The sequence below is a fragment of the Gordonia sp. SGD-V-85 genome (assembly GCF_001456905.1).
Taxonomy (GTDB): Bacteria; Actinomycetota; Actinomycetes; order Mycobacteriales; family Mycobacteriaceae; genus Gordonia; species Gordonia hongkongensis.
This window is the reverse complement of sequence record NZ_LNQO01000030.1, coordinates 26,898-52,878: the sequence shown is the minus strand read 5'-3', so window position 1 is coordinate 52,878 and position 25,981 is coordinate 26,898. Positions and strand designations below refer to the sequence as shown.

Below are 25,981 nucleotides of genomic sequence, written 5' to 3'. Positions count from 1 at the left end.
ACTCTCCGACAGCTACTTCGTGGTCGCCCACTTCCACTACGTGCTGTTCGGCACGATCGTGTTCGCCACCTACGCCGGCATCTACTTCTGGTTCCCGAAGATGACCGGACGACTGCTCGACGAACGCTTGGGCAAAATCCATTTCTGGCTGACGTTCATTGGCTTTCACCTCACCTTCTTGGTGCAGCACTGGCTCGGAGCCGAAGGCATGCCCCGCCGATACGCCGACTACCTGCCCTCAGACGGCTTCACCACGCTCAACATCATCTCCACCGCCGGCGCGTTCGTCCTCGGCGTCTCGACACTGCCGTTCCTGTGGAACGTTTTCCGCAGCTACCGCTACGGCGAGGTCGTCACCGTCGACGATCCATGGGGCTTCGGCAACTCCCTGGAGTGGGCCACCAGCTGCCCGCCGCCGCGCCACAACTTCACCGAACTGCCCCGCATCCGGTCGGAGCGTCCGGCGTTCGAACTGCACTACCCGCATATGGTGGAGCGGCTGCGCGCCGAAGCCCACGTCGGCACACGGCACGGTGAACCCAGCGAGGCGGCCGAAGAAGTCCGCCGTGCGCCGCTGACCACCGGAGACCACGAAGCATCTACAGATCCCGACCCGGAGAGCCGACCGTGAGCAACTACCCCTACCCTGCCCTCGACCAGGCCGTCCCGCGAACGCGCCGCCCGCTGACCGTTCCGCGGTGGTTCGCCATCCTCGCAGTCGGCTACACCGCGGTGATGACCTTTGCGCTGACCCTGCTCGCAGGTTCTGTCCTCGCTCAGGGCACTCCCCTGCTGCTGTGGCTGATCGCGGCGACCGCGGCAACGTGTGCGGCCCGCGGTGCGGCCGCGGTCGCGACCCGCGCAATGCAACCAGCACGAGGCCGTGCGGCGCGGCCGTAGCCGAAGCACCTCACCACCGACCCCCGCGGCCGCGGAGAGACCCGTCGCTACGCCGCGTCAGGCGAGACCACGAGCCACCGGGCCTTTCCCAAGATCACCGGGCCTGACCGAGAGCGAATCGGCTGGTGGAGCAAGGGTTAGCGGTCCCGGTCGAGCATCGGTTGGCGCTGCTCAGCACCGCACACCATGTATTTGGTACCGAACACGCAGGGTGTCGCGATAGCGCGACTGACTGGGTGTGCCGCCCGCGCAGGCAGCTGCGATCGACACGCTGAGACGAGCACCCGGTGAACAGCCTCCGCTACCGGTGGCGCAGCCAGGCGCGACACCCACGGGCGTCGAGCCGCAGCCACTGAGGAGCGAACAGGGCGTGACCGGGACTTATGCGGTAAGCCCATGCACGAGAACCGACAACACCGGAAGTGCCGCAGCCGTACACAACGCAGCACCCAGGAGGGGCAACACGCTCGCCGCAGCGTAGGTCGACTTCGTCGGCTCGATCGCGCCGTTCTCGAGCATTAGCAATCGGTAGCGCGTCGAGTGCGGCATGGGGGTCCCGGGGCCTACACCCTGGCCGGTCACATGCGCGAGTGCGCTGCGCACGGCAGCCGTGCTGGTCACCCGAGCAGCCGACATGTCGGCATCTGCTTCGATCAAGGCCGCGACTGCCGTCGGCGCCCGGCGAAACAGCGGCACAAAGGGCAGAGCACGTGCCATCACATCGCAGACCGCCAGAACGCGGTCATGCCGCGACCTCAGATGGGCGAACTCGTGCGCCAGTACTGCGGCCCGCGCCTCGGCGGGCACGTCTGTGCGCAGCGCACTTGTTGCCACAACGAAACCACTGCGCCCGCCGACGCAGTACGCCATGGGGTGGGGATGATCGATCCAGAGCACGTCGGGGGTGTCGGGTTCGGTACTGCCCACCACAGCAACGACATCGCGATGAAGACGGTGCACGCGATGCACATCGCGGGTGTGACGAGCGCACGACATCGCGGTGCGAGCGACCGCGGCGATCACCACCACGGCCACGGCAATGCCATACACCTGGCTGAAATCGTCGCGCACCGCGTGCAGGACAGCTCCCGCGCACCGAGCCAAGGTGTCAACGAAGCGTTCGGCCGGCGGCGGATCCGGCCACAACGCCGACAGCGCCGACAGAATCAACAATCCCACCGCCGTGGCGATACTGCTGACCCAGGCGGTGATCAGTACCCGCGGTGACCATCGCTGGGGCAATCGGTCGAGAACGTAGGGACCCAACACGCCCAGCACGGCCGCGCCCACCAGGTGGGCCAATGCGACGCTCACACTCTCAGCGCTTCCTCGGACGATCCGTCCGCGTCCGGGACAGGTGCTCGCTGAGGACCGCGCGCTCCTCGGGAGTAACCATCCGGGCGAAGTGCATCAGCACCGCCGTCGAATCGCCGCTGGCATCGAGCACCTGCCGCAGTGTCTGCGACGTCGCCTCCTCCCGCGACTGCAACGGGAAGTACCGATAGGCGCGGCTGATCTTCTCGCGACCCGCGAAGCCCTTCTTGTGCAGATTGGTGACCACGGTCAACACCGTCGTGTACGCCAAGTCGCGGTCGGCCAGCGCATCGACGATGTCGTGCACACTCATCGCCGCCGAAGCGCCCCACAGCACATCCATCACCGCGCGTTCCAACGAACCCAACTGAGTCACCGTCGCCTGCCTGATCGCCTCGTATTTGCTGCCAGTCTAGAACAAACTACCCTGCTTAGTAGCCGAAGCCTGGTTGCCTCAGCCCTGCTGCCACTGCCCCACGGGGGCCCTCGCATCTTGCGGTGCCGGACCCTCACCGCCTACTGAAAGCGCCCACCCGTGACCGACCTCGTTGACCACACGCACCCAACACGCCGCATCCAACTCGATGTGGGCGGGATGACCTGCGGTGCGTGCGCAGCTCGGGTGGAACGCAAACTCAACAAGCTCGACGGCGTGCGCGCCTCGGTCAACTACGCCACACGGCGAGCCACCGTGGAACTCGATACCCACGCACACGTCGCCGATGCTATCGACGCCGTGCACACAGCAGGGTATGCGGCTGCGGAACTGTCCGAGCAGGCCCCTGCCGTCAACGAAGATTCAGCGACTGCGAAGGCACTGTTCACCCGGCTGATCGTCGCGCTAGCCCTGTTCGTGCCCCTGGCCAACCTCTCCGTGGTGCTTGCTGTCGTCCCCGACCTTCGCTTTCCCGGCTGGCAAGCAGTGTTGGTGGCGCTTGCCGCGCCGGTGGTGACCTACTGCGCGTGGCCCTTCTACCGCACCGCGGTGCGCACGTTGCGGACCGGCGTGGCCACGATGGACACCCTCGTCTCGCTGGGAGTGCTGGCCGCGACCGCACTGTCGGTGTACTCGATGTTCTCGGCCGAAGCGACCTCGACCGCAGGCCAGGGGGTGTGGTCGGCAATCTTTTCCAGCGACTCCATCTATCTCGAAGTTGCAGCCGGTGTCACCGTCTTCGTGCTGGCAGGACGCTACTACGAGGCGCGTGCCCGGGCACAAGCTGTTCAAGCACTGACGGCGCTGGCCGCTCTGCGTGCCACCGACGCCCGAGTCGAGTGCGCAGGGGACACGACCATGCTCATACCCCTCGCGGAACTCAAAGTGGGGCAACGACTCATCGTGCTGCCGGGAGAGACCATTCCATCAGATGGGCAGGTGATCGAGGGCGCCGCCAGTGTGGACCTCAGCGCCATGACCGGTGAGACGACGCCGGTTCAGGTGTCAGCCGAGCAAGGCTCCACCGCCGTCGGGGGCACGACGTGCCTCGACGGGCGACTACGCGTCGAAGTCACCGCAGTCGGTGACGACACCCGCCTGGCCGAGATGATCGCGCTGGTCGACAGCGCGCAGACAGCCAAGGCTCGCGCTCAACGCGTCGCCGACCGTATCGCCGCGATCTTCGTTCCGTGTGTCATCGCCCTAGCCGCAGCCACTGTCGTGGGCTGGTCGCTCACCGGGGCGTCATGGGAGCACGCGGTGAGGGCCGCGGTGGCCGTGCTGGTCATCGCCTGCCCATGCGCGCTGGGCCTGGCCATGCCCATGGCGCTGGTGATCGCTACCGGGCGAGGCGCCCAACTGGGCATCTTCCTCAAAGGACACGCCGCATTGGAACTGTCCGGGACGATCGATGTGGTGGTCTTCGACAAGACCGGCACCCTCACCAACGGGCAGCCACACGTCACCGGCGTATACACCGTCGACGACGACAGTGCCGAGCTGATCCTGGGCTGGGCGGCGACACTCGAGCAGCACACCAGCCACCCCATCGCCACCGCTATCGCTGCCGCGGCCGGTCCGCAGTCGCTTGCCGCACCGGTCGACGAGGTGGTCACCGACGTCGGTAGCGGCGTGCGAGGGGTAATCGACGGAGTGAAGGTGCAGGTGGGTTCCCCGGCATGGATCGCCCGTAGCGCCGCGGTGCCCGCCGCGATCGACGCGCGGCGCACTGACATCGAGCGCTCTGGGGGCACCGCGGTCTATGTCGCAGCCGATGATGCAGTCCGGGGCCTGATCGACATTCGTGATGGCATCAAACCCTCTGCCCGCCAGGCGGTCGATGAGTTGCACCGCATGGGAATTCGCACGTTCCTGGTCACCGGCGATAACGCCGGCGCAGCGCAGCGCACCGCGGAGCAGGTCGGCATCGACGACGTGATCGCCGGGGTGCTCCCGGCCGAGAAAGTGGCCATCATCGACAACGTGCGCAGTAGTGGCGCCGGTGTGGCGATGGTCGGCGACGGCATCAACGACGGGCCCGCACTCGCATCGGCTGATCTGGGCATTGCGATCGGACGCGGTACCGATGTTGCTATCGGCGCCGCCGACATCGTGTTAGTGCGCGATGACCTCACCACCGTCGCTCTGGCGCTGCAACTCGCCTCGGCCACGCGACGCACGATGCGCACCAATCTGGCATGGGCGTTCGGCTACAACCTCGCCGCGCTGCCGCTGGCTGCCGCTGGATTGCTCAATCCTCTGATCGCCGGGGCCGCAATGGCTTTGTCATCGTTTTTCGTCGTCTCCAACAGCCTGCGTTTGCAGAACTTCGCGCGTATAGACCGCTGAAGGTGACAGAGGCTGGGGCTGGGCCAACTGCGAGACCATCGCAGCGACGGTGTGGGAGGTGCCGGCATCAATGGCCGTGGACTCGGACCGATCGGGTCGACGTTCGGCACGCACCCACTGCGCCAACAGCACCAAGCACACCAGCACCATCGGAATCTCGCTGATCACCGCAGCCACCACACCACCCACCCATTGCGTGCGAGCCAGATCGGGATTCCACGGTAGCTGCAACTGGCTGTAGAAAGACTCACCGATCACCGTGGTGGAGGTCATCAGCGCGATACCAAAGAAGGCATGAAAAGGCATGACGGCGAACAGCAGACCAAGCCGCGCCAGAAACGGTAACTGTCTGGGTCCAGGATCAATCCCCACAGTCACCCAGAAGAACAGGTAGCCGATGGCCAGGAACAGCACGCTCATCACGACGTGCCCCCAGTGGTAGCGCACGAGGACGTCGAACACCGGAGTGAAGTACACCAGATACGACGAGCCCACAAACAACGCGAACGCGGCAATCGGATTGAGCAGCAGCTGCAGGCCCCGCGAGCCGAGCACGATCAGCAGCGCCCGCCGGCACGCCGCGCCACCGGTGGTTCCGATCGTCGGCAGCACCCTCAACAGCAAGGTGATCGGCGCACCACCCACCAACAGGATGGGTGCGATCATGGTCAAACCCGTGTGTTCGGCCATGTGCACACTGAACAACGCGTTGCCGTAGGCCTTCAGCCCAGAGCTGGTGGACACCACCACCACAGCGCACCCCGCGACCCACGACACCGTTCGCCGGATCGGCCACCGGTGTCCACTTGCCCGCTCCCGCCGGGCGGCAACGACATAGCCCACGACACCCACCACCGCCGCCACACCCACCACGAGATCAACACGCCACAGCGAGACCAGCGATCCGACATCGGGCGGGCCAGGAAGGGAATACCCCAGGTACACATCCCAGCCCGTAAAAGGGTGGGCAATCAACCCGGGTGCGACCCTGGTGTCCATCACCGCCCAGCACGCCACGGCCACCAGTGCGGTCCCCGTGGCGAAGGCAGAAGCAGTTGCCGGCGTCACCACACCCCGGCGCAAACGCACGAGGTCGGCAATCATTAACACGGTCAGTACAGCCACCAACAACCCCGCGGCGCGACCGAACGCCGACGACCACACATCGGGAGTCCGCAGCAGCAGCGTCACAGCCACCGCGCCCGCCAGTGCCATCACATCGGCGCCCAGGACAATGCCACCAACACGCCGGTCGGCCGCCTCGTCGATGGTCGCCGACCCCAGACCACGAACCCGGAACCGATCAGCCCACCGCAGCCCCACCGACAACGCCAAGCTCACTGCGAAGACGATCACCGCGCCGGTCGTGTAGTCGTGGTCAGGGCCCTGCGCGGCATTGCCGACCACGGGCAGCGCGAGCACACAAATCGCTGCGGGAACCACCAGCGCCACCTGCATCGACCACCGCAGTGACACCGAACCGATCAGCACCACGACACCCGCTGCCGCCACGACCAGCCACGCCAGCGCCGGCAAACTCACACTGAACGCGTAACCGACCTTGCCGCTCGAGACCATCGTGCCCACAGACACGCCGGTGGTGTCTGCGGCCGCGGTGAAAGCCATGAATAGCGCAACGACCACAGAGCACCCCGCGGCGCGGCGGACGCGGCGAAACACTGGATAGACCGCAGCGTCGATGAAGCCTTGCGAGTCAGGCACGGCCGTGAGCACCATCGAGACCAGTCCCCCGAGCATCACCGCAGCCAACGCAAAGCCAGCGAAGTTGCCGACCACATCGGCGACAGCTGTGCCCGCCCCAGGATATGGATCTGCGCTTTCGACGTAGCGACTGGCGCCGGAGATCCAGGCGTAGATCACCAGCGCCACAATTAGCCCACCGACCAGCAGTGCAGCCATCAACCGGGGTACGGCTACGCCGTGCGGAGTTGACGGTGCGGTCGCCTCCGTCGACGGCTTCATATCACCCACCACCTACATGCTACTACTGCGCATAGTAATTACGGCGCACGGACTGAAGAACTGGTAGTCGCGGCTGATTCTCGGCTTGCTTGCCACCGCCTCGGTTCGCTGCGGGGCCGCGTCCGCGCGGGCCCCTACCTAATTTTTCGCAGGATCGGTTCGGGCGCCCACTCCTCATCCCCGGTCTGTCCGCTCCCCCGGGTGCGCCGCGACGCTGGTCCGCCTTCGAGATCAGTGTCGGACCAGCGTCGGACGTTGATTACCCTAGGGGGGTATGGTACCAAGGTGGGAGTGGCTCAGTTGTCACTGCCGCGGGTGGGGTCGGGATACGGCCGTCCGGGGTATCGCCAGAAGGGAAGGGCAGCATCGCTATGAGTACGTCTACCGTCACTGTCACCGGGATGACCTGCGGACATTGCGCCTCGTCGGTACGCGAAGAGATCAGCACCCTCGACGGTGTAACCAATGTCGCCGTGGACGTGGCCAGCGGCCAGGTCACCATCGACAGCTCCGCTCCGCTGGAGCGTGACGCTATCCGCAGCGCGGTGCAAGAAGCCGGTTATCAACTCGCTGAGTGAGGTCGCGGGCCGGGCCGCCCCGGTGGTGGCCCGGCTCTCCTCGGCAGCGCAGCGTCGCTGGGCGATCTCCTGACAGACAGGAACATGACAATGAACGTCCCTTCTAAGCTGGGCCTTTTCGCTGGTGCGCTGGCGGTGGTCTTCGTGGCCGCCTACACCGTGGCAGCCGCGGTGGCCCCGGACCGGTCAGGCGCTACTGGGTCGGACTCACCGGCGCACGCCGGACACCAGAGCGCACCGGCCTCGTCTGCCGCCGCGACGCCGGGTGTGCGCGGGGTCACCGTCGGGTCGGGGGGTTATCTGCTCTCCGGACTCGCAGCGCCCGCGCAGACCGGCCAGGCGGGCGTGTTGACGTTTTCGATCACCGACCCCGCCGGTTCGGCGGTCACCGACTACACGGTGGAACACGACAAACAACTGCACCTGATCGTGGTCCGGTCTGACGGCACCGCATTCCGCCACGTGCACCCCACGGTGGATGCTGCTGGGCGGTGGTCGATTCCATGGCAGTGGCAGACGGCCGGCACCTACCGGGTGTATGCCGATTTCGTTCCGGCAGCGACCGGTGAAACCCTGACGCTGACACGCACTCTCGAGGTGGGTGGCGACTATCAACCCCGCCCACCAGCCGGTGAGTCGCGGCGGTCGGAGGTGGCCGGGTTCCAGGTCGAGCTGACCGGTGAGCTGCACGCCGGCACCGACTCAGAGCTGACTGCGACCGTGAGTCGCAACGGTCAGCCGGTCACCACCTTGCAGCCGTATCTGGGTGCCTTCGGGCATCTGGTGGCGTTGCGCGATGGCGACCTGGCCTACCTGCACGTGCATCCCGAAGGCTCGACACCCACGCCAGGGCAGTTGTCCGGGCCGCAGGTGAGGTTCGCGACGAACGCACCGACACCGGGCCGCTACCTGCTCTATCTCGACTTCCAGGTCGACGGACAGGTACACACCGCGACATTCGTCGTCGACACCGCTGCAGAGCGTGTTCGAGCAAGCGCGACATCCTCGTCGTCTCCGGCGTCGTCTGCGTCGGTCCCGCCTGAGCACGCCGGGCACTGACCGCCCGTCATCCATCCCGCCGGCTCAACCCACGTCTTGGAGTCCTCATGACCACCACCTCCCCGTCCCGCTCGGCCGGGTCAGACATCGAACTCGCCGTCAGCGGAATGACGTGCGCGTCGTGCGCGATGCGTATCGAGCGCAAACTCAACAAGCTCGACGGTGTCAGTGCCACAGTCAATTACGCCACCGAGAAGGCGCGTATCACCACCTCGGGTGATCTGGATCCGCAGCTGCTGATCACCGAGATCGAGAACGCCGGCTACCAGGCCACGCTTCCGCCGTCGGCGCAGACCGATCACGATGCGAGCGCAGCGGCGACCGATGAGGCCGCCAGCGACCCCGAGCTGCAGGCATTACGCACTCGTCTGATCGGCGCGGTGGTGCTGTCGGTACCGGTCATCGCGATGGCGATGATCCCGGCGCTGCAGTTCACCTATTGGCAGTGGGCCTCGTTGACCCTGGCCGCCCCGGTCATCGTGTGGGCGGCGTGGCCGTTTCACCGCGCGGCCTGGGTGAACCTGCGTCACGGCACCGCCACCATGGACACCCTGATCTCAGTGGGTACCGGTGCGGCGTTGCTGTGGTCGTTGTACGCCCTGTTCTTCGGTACCGCCGGCACACCCGGGATGACCCATGGCTTCAGTTTTACCGTGGCGCCCTCCGACGGAGCGGGCAACATCTACCTTGAGGTGGCCGCCGGGGTCACCATGTTCGTACTCGCGGGCCGCTACTTCGAGAAACGCTCCAAACGGCAGGCCGGTGCAGCGCTGCGGGCGCTGCTGGAACTCGGCGCCAAAGAGGTCGCCGTCATCAAAGACGGCCACGAACAACGGATCCCGATCAACGAGTTGTCGGTCGGCGAGGAGTTCATCGTGCGGCCGGGAGAAAAGATCGCCACCGACGGTGAGATCGTGTCGGGCACCTCGGCGATCGACGCCAGCATGCTCACCGGCGAATCGCTGCCGGTCGAAGTCGGTCCGGGCGATACCGTCACCGGGGCAACGGTCAACGCCGGCGGGCGGCTGCGCATACGCGCCACCCGCATCGGTGCCGATACCCAGCTAGCCCAGATGGCCACCATGGTCGAACACGCCCAGTCCGGCAAGGCCCATGCCCAGCGGCTGGCCGACCGCATCTCGAGCATCTTCGTGCCCGTGGTCATCGCCATCGCTGTCGCGGTCCTGGGCGCCTGGATCGGGGCGGGTTATCCCATCGAGGCAGCGTTCACTGCTGCGGTGGCCGTGCTGATCATCGCCTGCCCCTGCGCGCTGGGATTGGCCACTCCGACCGCCCTGCTGGTCGGTACCGGACGGGGAGCCCAGCTCGGCATCCTCATCAAGGGACCGGAAGTCTTGGAGACCACCCGCACGATCGACACCGTGGTCCTGGACAAGACCGGCACCGTCACGACCGGTCAGATGACGTTGCTGCACGTGCACACCGATGCCAACACGTCCGACCGCGAAGTACTCGCCCTCGCCGGTGCGCTCGAAGACGCCTCCGAGCATCCCATCGCCACCGCCATCGCCGACGCGGCACGCACCGAGCTCGGCGCCCTGGCCGAGGTCGAGGAATTCACCAACATCGAAGGTATGGGAGTGCAGGGCACCGTCGAGGGCCATGCAGTCCTCGTCGGACGCGACAGCCTGCTCGCCGACTGGGGACTGTCGCTGGACGATCCCGATCTGACAACTGCCCGCGAATCCGCGCAAGCCGCAGGACAAACCGCAGTGATGGTGGCCTGGGACGGACAGATCCGTGCGGTGCTGGTCGTCGCCGACGCCATCAAACCCACCAGCGCCGCAGCCGTCGCCCGACTGCAGGCCATGGGGTTGACTGCGGTCCTACTCACCGGTGACAACCAGAAGGCCGCCGAACACGTCGCACGCGAGGTCGGCATCTCCACCGTGATCGCCGAAGTCCTACCCGCCGACAAAGTCCAGGCCGTCACCGCACTGCAGAACGACGGCAAAGTCGTGGCCATGGTCGGCGACGGGGTCAACGACGCCGCAGCGCTGGCCTCGGCCGACCTCGGCCTGGCCATGGGCACCGGCACCGACGCCGCCATGCATGCCGCCGACATCACCCTGGTCCGTGGCGACCTCAACGCCGCCGCGGACGCGATCGCCCTGGCCCGCAAGACGCTGGCGACGATCAAGACCAACCTGTTCTGGGCCTTCGCCTACAACGTCGCCGCCATCCCCCTCGCCGCACTCGGGTTGCTCAACCCCATGCTCGCCGGCGCCGCGATGGCCTTCTCCAGCGTGTTCGTCGTCAGCAACAGCCTGCGGCTTCGTGCCTTCACCTCACGCACCACACCCGGTGACGACAACCGCACCTCCCACACACCCTCGACACATACCCCCCAGGGGTATAAGGTGGCGTCATGAACGAGCACACCTCTGCTGAACACGCCGGTCACACGGCCGCCGATCAGCACCACCACGGCCAGGTTGAGCACCACGAGGCGGTGCTCGATCACACCGGACATCACCACCCCGATTCCTCTGCCGGACAACGCCATCACGGTTCCGACGACCACGCCGGTCACGACAGTCACAGTGGTCATGCCGGTCACGGCGGTCACGGGCACGGCGGGCATGGTGACCATGTGGGCCAGTTCCGGCAGTTGTTCTGGATCATGCTCGTCCTCGCAGTGCCGGTCGTCGCGTTCTCACCGATGTTTGCCATGCTCATCGGCTATCAGCTGCCCGATACCGGAGTGGTCCAATGGATTTCCCCGGTACTGGGCACGGTGATGTTCGCCTGGGGCGGGCGTCCGTTCCTGTCGGGGGCCGTAAGTGAATTACGCTCGCGCACACCGGGCATGATGTTGCTGATCGCTCTGGCGATCACGGTGGCCTTCGTCGCCTCGTGGGGAGCCAGTCTCGAGGTTGTGCACCATGAACTGGACTTCTGGTGGGAACTGGCCCTGCTGATCGTCATCATGCTGCTCGGGCACTGGATCGAGATGCGGTCGCTGGCCCAGACGACCTCGGCGCTGGACTCGTTGGCGGCACTGCTGCCCGATGAGGCCGAACGCGTCGAGGGCGACCAGATCACCACGGTTGCTCCCAGTGAGCTGCAGGTCGGAGATGTGGTGATCGTGCGCCCTGGTGCCAGCGTTCCCGCCGACGGCCGCGTCATCGACGGAACCGCCGAGGTCGACGAATCGATGGTGACCGGTGAATCGCGCACCGTCCGCCGTGGCGTAGGTGATCCGGTCGTCGCCGGAACGGTGGCCACCGATTCCGGTCTACGCGTGCAAGTCACCGCGACCGGTGAGAACACTGCGTTGGCCGGTATCCAGCGGCTGGTCACCGACGCCCAGAATTCGTCGTCACGTGCGCAACGCCTCGCCGATTCCGCGGCCGCGCTGCTGTTTTGGTTCGCACTGACCGCTGCGGTCATCACCGCGATCGTGTGGACGGTGATCGGTCAACCCGATGACGCGGTCATCCGCACGATCACCGTGCTGGTCATCGCCTGCCCGCACGCACTCGGGCTGGCCATACCGCTGGTGGTCGCCATCGCCACCGAACGCGCTGCCCGCGGGGGAGTGCTGATCAAAGACCGCCTCGCCCTGGAAGCTATGCGCACCGTGGACGCAGTGCTGTTCGACAAGACCGGAACCCTCACCAAGGGGGAACCGACTGTGATCGCCGTCGAGCCCGCCCCTGGTAGCGACGCCGAGGACGTGCTGGCCGCCGCTGCCGCCGCCGAAGCGGACAGCGAACACCCCCTGGCCCGGGCGATTGTCGCCGCCGCCCGAGACCGGGCCCTGCAGATCCCCTCGGCCACCGAGTTCACCTCCTCACCCGCGGTCGGGGTCAGCGCCCATGTCGAAGGGACGGTCGTGCGGGTCGGCGGGCCGCGCATGCTCGAGGAGCACCGCCGGCACGAACTCGCCATCGCCGAGCAGTGGCGCGCCGACGGGGCCATCATCTTGCACGTCGTGCGTGACGACGAGGTCGTCGGCGCGATCAAACTCGCCGACGAAGTACGTGCGGAGTCCCGCCAAGCCGTCGACGCCCTGCACCAAGTGGGCGTGGCGGTAGTGATGATCACCGGTGATGCCGAAGCGGTCGCGCACAGCGTCGCCGCAGAGCTCGGTATCGACCGGGTCTTTGCCGGGGTGCGCCCTGAGGACAAAGCCGACAAGGTCGCCGAGTTGCAGCGCGAGGGCCGCAAAGTCGCCATGGTCGGCGACGGCGTCAACGATGCCCCCGCACTCGCTCAAGCCGACGTCGGCATCGCCATCGGCGCGGGCACCGACGTCGCGATCGCCTCGGCCGGAGTCATCCTCGCCAGCGATGACCCGCGTTCGGTGCTCTCGGTGATCGAACTGTCCAAGGCCAGCTACCGCAAGATGAAGCAAAACCTGTGGTGGGCAGCGGGATACAACCTGATCTCGGTGCCACTGGCTGCCGGGATCCTCGCCCCGATCGGATTCGTGCTGCCCATGTCGGTCGGTGCCATCCTGATGTCGGCGTCCACGGTGGTCGTGGCTCTCAACGCCCAGCTCCTGCGCCGCCTGGACCTACGCCCGCAGACCAGCACCACCCACGCGCTGCACGACACCCGCCCCACAGCCAGCACTGGGTAAGGAAACAGACCCTTGAAAAGGAGATGATTGTCCGATGACGACATCGTCCGCACCGGAGAACGAGTGCGCACATACCGCGCACGGCTACATCAGTGACAAAAGCCGCTACCTCGCGCGACTCAAACGCATCGAGGGCCAAGCCCGCGGAATCCACCGCATGGTCGATGAAGAGCAATACTGCATCGACATCCTCACCCAGATATCGGCGCTGACCAAGGCGCTCGAAGGTGTCGCGCTCGGCCTGCTCGACGACCACCTCAAACACTGCGTCCTCGACGCCGCCCAGGCCGGCGGCGCCACCGCCGAGGACAAGATCGCCGAAGCCTCCGCCGCCATCGCCCGACTCGTCCGTTCCTGATCCCCACCCGCACAACCGATCACGCCCGACCCTCGGCGCGGACGCATCCGCTCACGTCCGTGGCTGTCGCACCCACTGCGGCACCACCGGCCCGCCCGGGGCCGGGCGTTCGGCCTCGGCATCAACGGCCAGCACCACCCCACGCTCGGCCAGCCACTGTGCGGGATCGACATTCACCCCGGCGGGATCGAGAACCTCGAAATGCAGGTGCGGGCCGGTCGACACACCGCGGTTGCCCACCGTGGCCACGATCTGTCCCATCCGGACCCGGGTGCCCTGCTCGAGCAGATTCTCATCGTTGTGGCCGTAGGTGGTGATCGTGCCGTCATCGTGGCGGATCCGCATCCACAAGCCGAAGCCTTGCGCTGGGCCGGCGGTGATGATCTCCCCATCGGCCACCGCGACAATCGGAGCACCCAGATCGTTGCCGATGTCGATGCCCTGATGGCCGCGCCCATCCCCGAACGTCGAGGTGATCGAGCCGGCAGTAGGCGCCACCGCACCCCCGCTCCCCGGCACCGCAGCACCCGGAGCCCCCGGTTGTGGTTGCGGCCCATGCGGGACGCTGGGATCGTGCGGCACCAACGCCGCCACCAACGTTGCCACCAGACGAGCCAGCGGCAACGCATCGATGATGCGAAAGCCACTGAGCGGATCGACAGTCGAACCAAACGCGCCGAAACACTCCAACGCGGCCACACTGCCGCTGTCGCTGCTCCCGGACTGCGCATGATCACGTAAACACGACGACGCATGCTTGATCGGCTCACCCAAGCTCGCTGCCGCCGCACCGCCCAGCGCCGCCTTGACCGTGTCCTGCACGAGAACCACCAGCTCCCGGGCGACATGGTCATCGGGTGCGGCCGCCGCGGGCAGCACCGGCGCCCACGCCACACCCACTGCCGTCGCCACCGCGACCACCATGAGCATCCACCGCCCGTTCACTGCGCCCGCGAACGAAGCCACCACCATGTGCATACCGTCGAACCCTTCTGACGTCGACGTCGACCACCACTCGGGCGGATCGAATCGATGCCGAAAGTCCACGCCGAGAGAGCGACGCCCAGCATCACACCACGCACACCACCAGCCCCACCAGTCACACAAGTTCCCACGACTGCAGCCGTGATTTTCGTCGCGAGACATGCTTCCCGCAGGTCAGTAGGGGAAAGGCAAGGGCCCGAACCGCACCGAACTACTATCGTGGCTAGTAGAATTGTTATCGAAGCGCCACCTTGCGGGGCGTCTGAAACAAGGAGGACAGATGTCGACAAAGCGCGCGCGCATCATCATCGGGGCATCAGCGGCGGGCCTGCTGGTGTTGGCGGGCTGTTCCGACTCCGAGGGACAAGACCACTCCTCGATGACGGGAATGGTCACCACCACCTCGATAGCGGCACCATCCTCTGTGGCCGACATGGGCGAGCACAACGCGGCCGACATGACCTTCGCCCAGGAGATGATTTCCCATCACTCACAAGCGATCACGATGAGCAACATCCTGCTCGACAAGAACGACATCAATCCCGAGGTCGTCCGACTGGCCCAGCAGATCAAAGCCGCCCAGCAGCCCGAGATCGACCAGATGAAGTCCTGGGTGACCACGTGGGGAGCTTCGATGAGCTCGAGCTCGCAGGGCCACGACATGAGTCAGATGAGTGCCGGGGAATCGATGTCGCCGTCAATGGGCGGTCACGACATGCCCGGAATGATGACCGAACAACAGTTCCAACAGCTGCGCGAGGCCCAGGGAACCGCGGCGGCTCGCCTCTACCTCACACAGATGATCGAGCACCACCGCGGCGCCGTCGCCATGGCCAAGACCGAGATCCAGGACGGGAAGAACCCCGAAGCCATCGCACTGGCGCGAAAGATCATCTCCGACCAGGAATCGGAGATCGCCGAGATGCAGCGACTACTCGCCGGCCTGTAGTGGCCCAGCCGCACCCGCCCGACGGCCTCGAGCAAATGACACGCTCGCTTTCACCATCACAGCAGGCAAGCTACCGCCACCAGCGCCGACACGGCGCCGGTGGCGGTGACGACGGTAGGTAGGACAACAACCCCTGCAACCGTGGCAGCGGCCATTGCGTGGTGACCACGTGACACACATCGCCGACCGTCATAGAGCCGGTGCAAACGCGGCGTCACACTCGCAGAATCACTGATCGACAACGCCCCCGCCGGAAAATCCGACGACCCGGCCGATCGGGCCAGCGTTCCCAACGCCGAGCACACTGTCCGGGTGCCGACCTGTTCGGCCGCCCGTGCATCAGCGGCCTGCTCGACAAGTGTCGCCACCTCATCAGCACCGCGAGCGAACAGCGGAATGAACGGCAACGCTCGGCCCAGAACCCCAGCGAGCAACACGATCGCGTGATGCCGCTGGCGTCGGTGTGCGCGTTCGTGAGCCATCACAGCATTCAGTTCAGCGCCGGTCAGAACGTCCTGCAAACCCGTCGTCGCAGCGATCCCCGCGTTGCGGCCCGGCAAACAGAAGGCCATCGGCCGCTGATCGCTGAGCCACCACACATCAGGAAACCGATCACAACGTTGGCCAACCAGACGTAACGCTTGCAGATAGTGCTCGCGTGCCCGGCCCATTGCGACCGCAGCACGTGCCACCAAGGACACCACCCAAACGGCCGCCGCCACCGTGCTGGCCAGCACCGCGGCCCCAGCCACGGTCTCCACCTGGGCCGGCGCGCCATGAGACAACACACGCAGGCAGGAGGCCACCGCCGACAACTTATGCACGCCGAAGTGGTTCGGCACCACCAGCACCGACACCGCAGCGACCCACAACGCCGTGAACATCGCCTGGGCGGCCGGCCACGCCACCAACACCCACCGAGCATCGATGCGTGGCTGGATACGCACCATCCACCGCGGCCACCACCAACCCAGCAGAGCCGCTGCAGCCACCAGCACCACCGCCATGCTCATCAGCGCCAACCCATCTCGCGCCAGGCGCCGACGGTGTTCAACTCGCTGGGACCGTTCTCCATCAATCCTTCTTCCCTCGCCACACGGCACTGCACCCAAGTATGACCGGAACACACGCCTGCATGCCCCAAGAAACTCGGCACCGCAACCCCTAGAACGCTCCCTACTAACGGAGATAGTATTTAGAGTCGATGTGGACAGGGGTCATAGTGAACCTCGCCGACAAGGGAGCGTTTCGGGTGGTCACAGGTTTCGAGCACGTCGATGATGAGCAGCGGCGGTACCGAAAGGCCATGCGAGAGGTCCGGCGGGCGCCAACACCCCACTCAGCGCACACTTTCTTCGCCGAAGCACATGGCCTCTGCACGACGAACCGCCGACGGCACGTCACCGCTCATCTAGGCATGGCGCGCCAGCTGGCGAAACTCGGCGACAATCGAGGATCGATACACCACACGGCCGCAGCAATTGGCGTTGCCGCCAAGATTCGAGCCTGCCCTAGGTGACATGGCTGGCCGATCGTGCATGGTGCGTCGCCGACCCGCAATTCGCCACCATCGGTGCCAGTGCCGCCGCAATCACCGACACCCTTGCCGACTCGAGGATCGATACCGTCGACGACGACCCAAGAGTCGATCCCCCGCGCTACCTCTGATGGCGGAGCGGCAGCACAGCGGATCACCAGCTACGACGTCGTAAGGTACATTTTCGGCGAATTGCGGTGTATAGCACTATCTTTCGTCACCAGTGACGATAGTGAACGGGAATCACGGGGCCGAACGCCCCGGCTGATGTACATTTGCAACAGCGAACCGGATCACATTGGTGGCTCTTAGAGCGCGCCGATGGTGATGTTGTTCGTTGCACGCCAGCAGCTTTGGCTACTTGTGACTGCGTCTGACCGCAGCTGGCTCGCGCGCCGCGAACATGCTTGCCCAGTTGTCGACTACAGCAAAGATCCGGTTTGCTAATGTGGCGACGCGTTCTTCTGAGTTGCCACACCCAGCCGAAGACCGTTCTCACAGGATCGGAGGGGAGGGCGGTGAGGCCCCCTACTGTGCAGTCCCTCTCCCCTCCGTCCTGGGTCCGAGGCCGCGTGTCACCCCATGCAGGGAAGGTCAGTGCCCGATCTTATGAAGTAGCTGCGAGGCCGGCATTTTCAGAGCTTTGGCGATGCGCGCCAGGGTGATGATGGTTGCTCGCCGCGATCCGTCTTCCACGCCGCGCAGCATGTTGCGCTCGACGCCGGCCTCGAGACCCAGGGCCCGCTGACTGAGGCCCAGTTCCTCGCGGCGGGTCGTGATCGCTTCTCCGAGAGCGCGTAGCAACGCAGGTTCGTCGATGTCGACGGCCATGACGGCTCCTCCTCCCCTATCGCCCGCCAGGTCGGCGGGCGCACTCGGCGTGGCTGAGCCTACCGGCGAGGTCGCCGCGGGCGGCACTACGACGGCGGTGCGCCCGGTCGGCGCGGGACAGCTGCTCACTGCGCGGGTTTCACGATCGTCAGGGTCAGCTGGTCGTCGTCGATGTGCTCGTCGAACTCCTCGACAGCCAGCCAGTGGTCACAGTAGTACTGGTCGCGGCCGGAATCGTCCATCGCCGCCCACTGCTCAGGCAGCGGGCCGACGTAGCGCTGCACCCGGCGGACCAGATACGACCGCTCGACAACCTCGGTGCGCGCCAGCTCGGGCATCGCTTGCTCGACCAGCCCGACAAGGGCGGCAGCCGCGTCATGTTCAGCGTCGACACTGCCTGCGAGGTCGCAGGCTCGGCGCCACTGCTCGATGCTTGCGGCGATCGCTCGCGCATGAACGCTCATCGGTGTTGCCGCGCAGGTGTTTTCGGTGGTCGTTGCCATGTGCTGCTCCTTCTTACGCCGTGCCGTAATGGTTGCCTATAGGCTACCGCTGATGGTAGTCTATAGGCAACCACCACGGATGGAATGGGCGAGGAAGCGACGATCATGGGGCACATCATCTCGAAGACAGCGGAACATCGACCGGCGCTGCGTCGCAGACGATTCCGTCACGACAACCCGACCGCGCTGGACTTGTTCTCAGGATTTGGCGGATTCACCCAGGGCATCGAGGCCGCAGGATTCGACACCATCGTCGGGGCCAACCACAACCGCTACAAGGTCGAGGTGCACGAGGCCAACCACCCGCACGTCGAGCACTGGATCGCTGATCTGATCAACACCGACTCCGACACCTACCACTCGGTGCGCGAACTCCCGGCGGCCGATCTGCTGGTCGCGGGGGTGACCTGCACCAACCATTCCCAGGCCAACACCCAACGTGCCTACGAACAGGGTCTGACGTTGTTCGACCTCGACGACCCCGAGTTCGAGGAACGCGCCACCCGATCCGAGCGGGACCGCGCAACGGCCAACTGCGTGCTGCACTACGCCGATCAGCACCACCCGCTGCTGATCCTGGTCGAATGCACCACCGAGTTGCAGTCTTGGGGACCAGCGGTGCCCGGGCGACGCAAGGTCGGCGACGGGTCGACGTATCGGTGGTGGCTGCGCGAGATCACCAAGCTCGGCTACGAGCACAAGGTGCTCTACCTCAACTCGATGTTCTTCGGCGTCCCCCAGAGCCGGGACCGGCTCTACATCGTGTTCTGGGACCGCACGCTGCCCGCTCCCGACCTCGATCACCGCCCCCAGGCGTGGTGTGGCCCCTGCGATGAGGCTGTCGAGGCGATGTGGGCGTGGAAGACCGGCGTGCCCGCCAGCGGATCGGTGCGCTACGGCAAGCAGTACAACTACCGTTGCCCGCGTTGCTTCGGTGAGGTCTCTCCCACCGCCACACCGTCGTTGACGGCCTTGGACCTCACCCACCTGGGCACCCGCATCGGCGAGCGGACCAAGCCGCTGGCCCCGGCGACCATGGCCCGTGCCGAGCGGTGCCGCCAGAAGTTCGCCGAGTTCCCCGCTGTGCTGATGCCGGCCAAGGCCCAACGCGGCGTGGAACGCCATCCGCTGCAACCGATGGCCACCCAGACCTCGCAGCAAAAGACCGCGCTGCTCAGTACCGGCGCCATCATGGTCGCCGCCGGAAACACCTTCGAGCGCCCCGGATCGCAGTGCCGGACCCGGACCCTGGGTCAGCCGCTGTGGACCCAGCCCGCCACCAACACTACCGGCCTGCTCACTCCCCCGGTCGCGATGGCCATCAACAACTTCCAGGGCGCACCACGCGGCCTCGACGAGGCGCTGCCCACCCAGGGCGGTTCGGAGACCCTGAGCATCGTGTCCTCGGGTGTGGTGCCCTTCCGCAAGCACACCACCCCGACCAGCCATGCCCAGGCCATGCCGACGATCACCGCCGAACAGACCCCCGGCCTGCTCACCGCGACCGGCGACCCCGCCCTGCTCGCAGGCTGGTTCAAACAGAACGGCAGCACCGGCACCGAAACCGCCGCGCACCCGCTCACCGACCCACTGGGCACCCTGACCAGCCGCGACACCACCGCCCTGCTGGCCTCCCACTGGCGCGACGCCCTCGCCGACATCCCGCTCGATGAGTGCTTCTTCCGCATGATGACCCCGCACGAGGTCGGCCGCGGCTGCGGATTCGACCCCGACTTCGGCGACCACAAAGGCACCTTCACCGTGTGGGGCAAAGGCCGCGACCAGATCGACGGCTACGGCAACGCCGTCACCCCACCAGTCCCGCTATGGATCGGCACCCGCCTACGCGAAGTCCTGCACCCCACCAGCGGATGACGACGTCGACCGCCCCGGCACACCGTGACCACTGTGCCGGGGCACGCGGGCCAGTCTGCACGGACGGGCCGCGCTCGGACAGCTCGGAAAGCCTCACCGATCACTCCCGTTGCTATTATTGCTGCATGATCGACGCTGGCCGGTGGGGCGCGATCCGCGGGCTGGCGGATCGCCAGTTCGGCCTGTTCACCACCGCCCAAGCCCGCAACCTCGGCGTCGCGCCCTACGTCCTGGCCCGCCTCGCTGCCCGTGAGGCCATCGTCCGGGTCCACCACGGCGTCTACGAGATCCCCGAGTCCACGGCCTGGACAACCCTCGGCGACTGGGCGGCACAATGGTTGGCGCTCCACCCCGCCGCCGACATCGAGGAACGCCGCACACGCCCCGACAGCGTCGTGAGCCACGCCGCCGCCGCCCAAGTCCTGCGCCTGGGCACGATCACCGCATCCGGGCTCGAGCTGAGCAGCCCCCACCGCATCAACGTCCGCGACCCGTCGGTGCGCACCTGGCGCCGGTCGATCGGTGACCGCGCCCACGACTGGGACCTCGTCGACGGACTACCGGTCACCACACCCGCGCGCACCGTGGCCGACCTGCTCCTCACCCACGGCGACGGCGGACACCTCGGGACCGCGCTGCACACCTGCCTGACCGAATCGCTGGTCGACGCCGACGAGCTGATCGCGGCGTGTGATCGGGCCGCGCCGCGCTGGAACTACGCCTCCGGTGCTGACCTGTTCGCCGCGCTGCTCGATCAGGCCCAGATGCCGGCCGAACCGGTGCTGGTCGGCTGATGGCGTATGCGTCCGAAGAGGCCTTCCGCGCCGGGCTGAAAGCCCGCCTGTCCGCCGAAGCGCGGACGAGCAGGTTCAGCCGCGACGAGCTCGCCCAAACCGTGACCCTCCAGTTGTTCCTGGCCCGGCTGTTCCGCTCCCCCGACGCCGACCAGTGGATCCTCACCGGCGGCACCGCCCTGCAATTCCGGGCACCGACCCAGGCCCGCCCCACCGCCGACGCCGACCTAGCCACCCGCCTCGACGCCGAACACATGCAACACTCGCTGCGCCAGGCCGCCCACCCCGGACCCGGCGACTTCGGCGAGTTCGACATCACCATCACCGCAACCCGTAGCCCCGGCTTGTTCGCCGGACGTATCCGCTACAACATCGCCGGACAACGATTCTCCGACGCCACGCTCGACCTCGCCACCCACCGGGAGATGCTGCTACCGCCCGAGACGATCAGCCCGCGCCCGGTGCTCGCGCTCGACGAACTCGACCCCATGCCCGTCATCCGGATGCAGGCCGCCGCCGAAGCAGTCGCCGACAAGGTCGCGGCCCTCTACGAGCTGCACGGCACCCACGGCGACACCCCCTCGACCCGCGCCCACGACCTGGTCGACCTCGTCATCCTCGCCCGCACCCAATCGTTCGACGCCGAACAGCTGCACGCCGCGATCCGCCACCAAGAACAGCGCCGCGACCTGACGATCCCGATACCGTTGGTTCTGCCCAACCCGACCTGGGAACGTGACTACCCCCAACGCGCCGCCCACAGTGGCCTACCCGCGCACCTGCACCACCCCGACGCCGCGCTCACGGCCGCCAACAGCCTCATCGAACCCGTCCTGACGGGCGCGACCGGGAACGGCCAGTGGAACCCCGACGACGGAGTCTGGACCTCGCAGAGATCACGCTCGATCGGAGAACTGCTCGGCGACACCCGCGCACCACACGCGGCGCCACGCACACCCGCACACGAGGCCCCGCCGGGGCCATCGGCGCATAGCACCGAACGCTCCCACGACCACGGACCCGAACTTTAGATTTGACCCGCGGGCCCGGCACCAAAACGGGCACAGCGCAGCGAAGGCAGGAGGACGCGATGCGTGAGGTGTTCGGTGAGTGGTACACCTATGGCGACGATGAGCGCGGCGATTTCGTCACTAAGGCCAGAATTGCACTGGATGCCAACGTCCTACTCGACCTGTACCGGATATCGAAGGAGTCGCGCGAGAAGATCCTCGCCCAGCTCGAACGGGACGAGATCCGTCCGCGCCTCTTCCTTCCCTACCGCGCCGGCCTCGAATACCACCGTCAACGACTGTCTGTCGCAGACGATCACGCCAAGCAATACGCCAGCGCGACGAGCATCATCACGAGGGTCAAGAAGAACGGCGCCAATAGTCCACTCCTGCGGGAACTTCGCACGGCTGTCGAGGGTGTCAAGGACACGGGAGTGCAGAAGCGACTACTCGACGCGGTGGACGCGGCATTCAAGACAGCCGCGACGGAGGTCGAAGAAGCACTACGGACTGAGCGAGAGTCGAACATCCTCCACACCAAGCAAATTCAGGCAACTGACCCCATCCGAGACCGTATCGAGAAGCTGTTCACCGATCCCGGTCAGGTCGGTCGGCGGCGGACATCGACCGACCTCCGGGCATGGGAGGACCAGGCACGTGCCCGCCTCGCCGCTGCCATACCGCCGGGGACTGGAGCCGATGAGGCCAAGCAGGACGGCGGGATCGGTGACCCGCTCATCTGGATGGAGATGATGGACCTGGCCAAAACTGACGAGCAGGACGTGCTGTTCGTGAGCAACGACATGAAGGCAGACTGGCGTCACATCGTCGACGACGAAGACTTCGGGACATTGCCCGACCTCCGACGGGAGTTCGCTGACGAGACCGGCCAGCGCTACCACCACGTCAGTACCGACACCTTCCTCCAGGACCTCAACAAGTACCTCAACGCCGACGTCGGAGATGAGGTGATCGACGAGGTCAAACACACGCGGGTCACGCTCTCCCCCACGATTGAGCTTCCAACCCTGCGGGTCGCAGACCTTTACCCCGATCTAACCGCCCGCAATGAGGAGATGTACCGCAACGCGGTTCGGGGGGTTAACATGCCGACAGCGCAGGAGCTCAACGCCATAACCGGATTCAGGTCCTCCGGTATTTGGGAGACACTGCGAAATCAGTTGGCTCATAACCAATTATCAGAGTTATCAGAGTTCACGCGTTCCCCAGAGTTCCAACGATTGATCTGGACAGCCCAACCGTCCGATCGAGCCAAACCAACCGACGACGGGCTGCCCGACGATGACGACGGGCTGCCCGAGGATGACACGGAACCGGGATCAATAGGCGACTGACGCGATGCGACCCGGGCAATCACGCATTCCGGTAGATCGGGCAGCCGCACGAGGTGTTGCAGGCGAAGCTCCAGGTGGGGTGGGCGGCGTGGGTGTGTACTCCCCAGGGGTGTCCGCATTCGCAGTCGGGGAAGAACTGGCGGTCCCAGCGGTCGCAGAGGTCGTCGACGGTCAGCGTGCTTGACGGGTAGCCCACCGCGCCTCGGAAGCCGACGCACTGGTATTTCGACCAGGTGGGGTCGACCTGGACCGGGCAGCCGAGGTAGCCCAGGTCGTGGTTGATGACCAGCCCGTAGTCGAAGGTGTTCTGCCCGCAGCGGCCACACCAGTCCTCACCGGTCGGTACGGGTTGGCCGTCGGGTCGACCGGCCCGACGCTGCTCCCATAGCTGGCGCAGGGTCGCAACCTCGGCATCGAGGCGACGTTGCTCCTCGATGCGCTCAGCGGTGCCGTCGAGCAGATCGAGCAGGTCGATGTCGTTGTCGTGGTCGGGCGATCTGCGGCGCGTCATGGGGTGTCCTCTCAGATGACGTCGTGGGGCGTCAGTGGGCGGCGTAGATCGGTGTGCGGGCCAGGAACAGGCATTCGCGGTTCTCGTCATCGGCCAGGACGATCCCGATGCCGGTGGTGAGGATTTCGGCGAGCCCCAGTGCCCACTGGGACCACGTCAGATCGACCATGGCGTGTACGTGCTCGATGGGTACCAGCTCAGGATGTCCGGTCTGGAGCACGTTGGTGGCGCGGATGATCTCGCGTGCGCTCGGGCTGGCGGTGCAGTTGCTGTAGCTCCACGACATGCGAGGCTCCCTTGTGTCGAATGTTGCTGTGGTGGTGCAGTTCTGAGCGTCTTACCCGCCAGAGCGCTGCACCTTATAGGGTTCACAATATGCACCCTATGGGGTACAGTCAAGTCATGACCACAACCACTCTCCCGACGACGCCGACCGCGCCGTCCTCGCACGGCCTACAGCTCGACATGTTCGCCGAGGCGGCACGCGATGAGCGTGCGCACGCTGAACGCACAACCGGTGTCCCTCGCTTGTATGCCCTGCGGTGCACCACGATTGCCGACTACGAGCACGCGATGGCGCAGTGGAGGAAGGCGTGGCCTGATCTCGCCTGCCTGCGCGACTCGCACGGCTGGCACGTCGCGATCGGTGAGTACGCGAGCAGCCGCGAACCGACCGACACGTGCATCCCGATCACCCTGCAAACCGACCTCCGATGCAACCGGACCTCGCACCGCGGTTGCCTGTGCGTGGGTGATCTGGTCTCGCGCAGCTTCTGCCGAGGCTGCGGCTGGCATTCCGAGGTTGTCGGCGACGACACCGACACCGACGCTGCGCTGCTGGGCCTGGATCACTGCTTCCCGGGATGGCGCGACGACCCGATCGTGCCCTCGGTGCCCTACGACGACGGACCCAAGCGCCGCACCCGCCGCAACTGGGAAACCACTGTCACCGAGCTACACGGCACCGAACGGCCCCAGGGCTACCCGATGATCACCCGCCGGGGACCGCACGGGTGGCGGGCGGTGCCAGGCCGATCGCTGTGGGGCGGCTACGACGTCGCCGCCGAAACGCTCGGCCGATGATTGACACCACCGATCGTGCCGTGCCCGGCCTGCGTGCCGGGCACGGCACGCACTCGCCTTCGGTCGGCTCTGGCAAGCTCGACACCACACAACCACCCACCGCCCCCGAGAGGCCCGAATCCATGTCGAGCGAACCGTCCGCAATTAGCGTCGACGAGACCGCCGTCATGACCGCCGTCGGAGCAGCGATCGTCGCCCGCCGCACCGAACTCAAGATCAGCCAGCAAGCACTGGCCCGCACCGTCGGCACCAGCCGGACCTTCCTGCGCGGCATCGAGGCCGGTGAGCGCGCGCCGACCGTGGTCACACTCACCCGGATCGCTCGCGCCCTGCACACCACGCCCAGCGCACTCATCACCACCATCCGCTGACCCGGCCCCGCCACTCTCTGCGCCGCCAGCAGCCATCCCGAGGGCCGGAGCCCTCTTGCCTACCGGCGCAGCCACGCAACCCCCTGTAATTCCGAAGGTATTCGGTGCGCGTTTCTGTGGATATTTCCGCACAAATCAAAAGAATCCCGGAATAGACAAGGTGGGGGCATTCAAAGGACCACTAACAGCATGTCTAGGCGTTTTTCCCGCAACACTGAAATACGTTGCAGCCCTTGCATATACAGCCCATTAGGTATAGAATAGAAGAAAGCAAACAGCCACCGATAGAAAGGTTTCAGAAATGACGATCACTGTGTACACCAAGCCCGCTTGCGTCCAATGCCACGCCACCTACAAAGCGTTGGACAAGCAGGGACTGGACTACCAGGTGGTTGACATCAGCACCGACGCCGCCGCCCGGGACTACGTGATGAGCCTGGGCTACCTGCAAGCCCCCGTCGTGGTTGCCGGCAGTGAGCACTGGTCGGGATTCCGCCCCGACCGGGTCAAGGCACTCGCCGAACGGGATTTATTGCCAGCTGATGCAACATTGGCTGGGTGAGAACCGAGGTCGACTCGCCAACGATCGAGT

26 protein-coding genes are annotated in these 25,981 nt (G+C 66.1%); 17 read left to right on the top strand and 9 right to left on the bottom strand.

Going from position 1 to position 25,981, the window contains the following annotated elements; translation table 11 throughout:
• Both AS181_RS23055 and AS181_RS23050 read left to right on the top strand, forming a co-directional pair.
• Nucleotides 1–631: cytochrome c oxidase subunit I (locus tag AS181_RS23055; RefSeq protein ID WP_175404387.1), on the top strand; the 631-nt coding region annotated here is incomplete at its 5' end.
• Nucleotides 628–900: a hypothetical protein gene (locus AS181_RS23050; protein WP_011161139.1), complete on the top strand. Its 273-nt coding sequence runs from the start codon at nt 628–630 to the stop codon at nt 898–900. The genes AS181_RS23055 and AS181_RS23050, both read left to right, overlap by 4 nt.
• 381 nt (nt 901–1,281) lie before the next feature.
• Here AS181_RS23050 and AS181_RS23045 read toward each other — a convergent pair whose 3' ends face one another.
• Together AS181_RS23045 and AS181_RS23040 are read right to left on the bottom strand one after the other, a co-directional pair.
• Entirely contained in the window at nt 1,282–2,202 is a 921-nt protein-coding gene (locus AS181_RS23045) for a M56 family metallopeptidase (protein WP_231742676.1), read from the bottom strand.
• A gap of 16 nt (nt 2,203–2,218) precedes the next feature.
• On the bottom strand, nt 2,219–2,590 hold the full coding sequence (locus AS181_RS23040; protein WP_005199796.1) for a BlaI/MecI/CopY family transcriptional regulator: 372 nt from the start codon (nt 2,588–2,590) through the stop codon (nt 2,219–2,221).
• Between the two features lie 159 nt (nt 2,591–2,749).
• Here AS181_RS23040 and AS181_RS23035 point away from each other — a divergent pair, with 159 nt between their 5' ends.
• Entirely contained in the window at nt 2,750–4,999 is a 2,250-nt protein-coding gene (locus AS181_RS23035) for a heavy metal translocating P-type ATPase (RefSeq protein WP_035755525.1), read from the top strand.
• Here AS181_RS23035 and AS181_RS23030 read toward each other — a convergent pair.
• A complete protein-coding gene (locus AS181_RS23030; protein WP_231381027.1) occupies nt 4,937–6,982 on the bottom strand; it encodes a cytochrome c oxidase assembly protein in 2,046 nt (681 codons plus the stop codon). The two genes, AS181_RS23035 and AS181_RS23030, sit on opposite strands and share 63 nt — an antisense overlap.
• Before the next feature lie 371 nt (nt 6,983–7,353).
• Between AS181_RS23030 and AS181_RS23025 the strand changes: the two genes are divergently transcribed.
• From AS181_RS23025 to AS181_RS23005, 5 genes are all read left to right on the top strand, one after another.
• On the top strand, nt 7,354–7,560 hold the full coding sequence (locus AS181_RS23025; protein WP_035755517.1) for a heavy-metal-associated domain-containing protein: 207 nt from the start codon (nt 7,354–7,356) through the stop codon (nt 7,558–7,560).
• Between the two features lie 90 nt (nt 7,561–7,650).
• A complete protein-coding gene (locus AS181_RS23020) occupies nt 7,651–8,619 on the top strand; it encodes a hypothetical protein (protein ID WP_035755515.1) in 969 nt (322 codons plus the stop codon).
• Between the two features lie 47 nt (nt 8,620–8,666).
• Nucleotides 8,667–11,012, top strand: a complete 2,346-nt coding sequence (locus AS181_RS23015) for a heavy metal translocating P-type ATPase (protein ID WP_058253780.1) — start codon at nt 8,667–8,669, stop codon at nt 11,010–11,012.
• Nucleotides 11,009–13,228, top strand: a complete 2,220-nt coding sequence (locus tag AS181_RS23010; protein ID WP_058253779.1) for a heavy metal translocating P-type ATPase — start codon at nt 11,009–11,011, stop codon at nt 13,226–13,228. The genes AS181_RS23015 and AS181_RS23010 overlap by 4 nt, the downstream gene beginning before the upstream one ends.
• 34 nt (nt 13,229–13,262) lie before the next feature.
• The gene (locus AS181_RS23005) at nt 13,263–13,586 is read left to right on the top strand and encodes a metal-sensitive transcriptional regulator (protein ID WP_035755503.1); all 324 of its coding nucleotides are present in this window, start codon (nt 13,263–13,265) and stop codon (nt 13,584–13,586) included.
• Between the two features lie 51 nt (nt 13,587–13,637).
• Here AS181_RS23005 and AS181_RS23000 read toward each other — a convergent pair whose 3' ends face one another.
• Nucleotides 13,638–14,564, bottom strand: coding sequence for a M23 family metallopeptidase (locus AS181_RS23000; protein ID WP_035755502.1), 927 nt, complete (start codon nt 14,562–14,564; stop codon nt 13,638–13,640).
• A gap of 286 nt (nt 14,565–14,850) precedes the next feature.
• Here AS181_RS23000 and AS181_RS22995 point away from each other — a divergent pair, with 286 nt between their 5' ends.
• Nucleotides 14,851–15,519: a DUF305 domain-containing protein gene (locus AS181_RS22995; RefSeq protein WP_035755501.1), complete on the top strand. Its 669-nt coding sequence runs from the start codon at nt 14,851–14,853 to the stop codon at nt 15,517–15,519.
• 56 nt (nt 15,520–15,575) lie between these two features.
• Here AS181_RS22995 and AS181_RS22990 read toward each other — a convergent pair whose 3' ends face one another.
• Nucleotides 15,576–16,532, bottom strand: a complete 957-nt coding sequence (locus tag AS181_RS22990; RefSeq protein ID WP_035755572.1) for a M56 family metallopeptidase — start codon at nt 16,530–16,532, stop codon at nt 15,576–15,578.
• Between the two features lie 502 nt (nt 16,533–17,034).
• Between AS181_RS22990 and AS181_RS25250 the strand changes: the two genes are divergently transcribed.
• Complete coding sequence (locus AS181_RS25250) at nt 17,035–17,187, top strand: hypothetical protein (RefSeq protein WP_171011586.1); 153 nt, start codon at nt 17,035–17,037, stop codon at nt 17,185–17,187.
• Nucleotides 17,188–17,650: 463 nt separating this feature from the next.
• On the opposite strand, the gene AS181_RS22985 is transcribed toward AS181_RS25250, so the two are convergent.
• Nucleotides 17,651–17,887 (bottom strand): helix-turn-helix domain-containing protein, encoded by a 237-nt coding sequence (locus tag AS181_RS22985; RefSeq protein ID WP_035755500.1) that lies wholly within the window; start codon nt 17,885–17,887, stop codon nt 17,651–17,653.
• A 125-nt stretch (nt 17,888–18,012) separates the two neighbouring features.
• Nucleotides 18,013–18,390, bottom strand: a complete 378-nt coding sequence (locus AS181_RS22980; RefSeq protein ID WP_137809384.1) for a hypothetical protein — start codon at nt 18,388–18,390, stop codon at nt 18,013–18,015.
• A 105-nt stretch (nt 18,391–18,495) separates the two neighbouring features.
• On the opposite strand from AS181_RS22980, the gene AS181_RS22975 reads away from it, so the two are divergent.
• The 4 genes from AS181_RS22975 to AS181_RS22960 all read left to right on the top strand — a co-directional run bounded on the left by AS181_RS22975 (nt 18,496) and on the right by AS181_RS22960 (nt 23,424).
• A complete protein-coding gene (locus tag AS181_RS22975) occupies nt 18,496–20,265 on the top strand; it encodes a DNA cytosine methyltransferase (RefSeq protein WP_171011589.1) in 1,770 nt (589 codons plus the stop codon).
• A gap of 125 nt (nt 20,266–20,390) precedes the next feature.
• On the top strand, nt 20,391–21,059 hold the full coding sequence (locus AS181_RS22970; protein ID WP_035755497.1) for a type IV toxin-antitoxin system AbiEi family antitoxin domain-containing protein: 669 nt from the start codon (nt 20,391–20,393) through the stop codon (nt 21,057–21,059).
• Entirely contained in the window at nt 21,059–22,090 is a 1,032-nt protein-coding gene (locus AS181_RS22965) for a nucleotidyl transferase AbiEii/AbiGii toxin family protein (RefSeq protein ID WP_035755494.1), read from the top strand. The genes AS181_RS22970 and AS181_RS22965 overlap by 1 nt, the downstream gene beginning before the upstream one ends.
• Nucleotides 22,091–22,149: 59 nt before the next feature.
• Nucleotides 22,150–23,424 (top strand): PIN-like domain-containing protein, encoded by a 1,275-nt coding sequence (locus AS181_RS22960; protein ID WP_139114265.1) that lies wholly within the window; start codon nt 22,150–22,152, stop codon nt 23,422–23,424.
• Nucleotides 23,425–23,443: 19 nt separating this feature from the next.
• On the opposite strand, the gene AS181_RS22955 is transcribed toward AS181_RS22960, so the two are convergent.
• Together AS181_RS22955 and AS181_RS22950 are read right to left on the bottom strand one after the other, a co-directional pair.
• Nucleotides 23,444–23,935, bottom strand: a complete 492-nt coding sequence (locus AS181_RS22955) for a hypothetical protein (protein ID WP_035755490.1) — start codon at nt 23,933–23,935, stop codon at nt 23,444–23,446.
• 31 nt (nt 23,936–23,966) lie between these two features.
• On the bottom strand, nt 23,967–24,221 hold the full coding sequence (locus AS181_RS22950) for a hypothetical protein (protein ID WP_035755488.1): 255 nt from the start codon (nt 24,219–24,221) through the stop codon (nt 23,967–23,969).
• Between the two features lie 116 nt (nt 24,222–24,337).
• On the opposite strand from AS181_RS22950, the gene AS181_RS22945 reads away from it, so the two are divergent.
• The 3 genes from AS181_RS22945 (at nt 24,338) to AS181_RS22935 (ending at nt 25,951) form a co-directional block, all read left to right on the top strand.
• Nucleotides 24,338–25,018 carry a DUF6349 family protein gene (locus AS181_RS22945; RefSeq protein ID WP_139114264.1) on the top strand — a complete coding sequence of 227 codons (681 nt, stop codon included), beginning with the start codon at nt 24,338–24,340 and terminating at the stop codon, nt 25,016–25,018.
• Nucleotides 25,015–25,389: a helix-turn-helix domain-containing protein gene (locus AS181_RS22940; RefSeq protein WP_231381005.1), complete on the top strand. Its 375-nt coding sequence runs from the start codon at nt 25,015–25,017 to the stop codon at nt 25,387–25,389. The genes AS181_RS22945 and AS181_RS22940 overlap by 4 nt, the downstream gene beginning before the upstream one ends.
• Nucleotides 25,390–25,690: 301 nt before the next feature.
• A complete protein-coding gene (locus tag AS181_RS22935; RefSeq protein ID WP_051406002.1) occupies nt 25,691–25,951 on the top strand; it encodes a redoxin NrdH in 261 nt (86 codons plus the stop codon).
• The last annotated feature ends 30 nt before the right edge of the window (nt 25,952–25,981 follow it).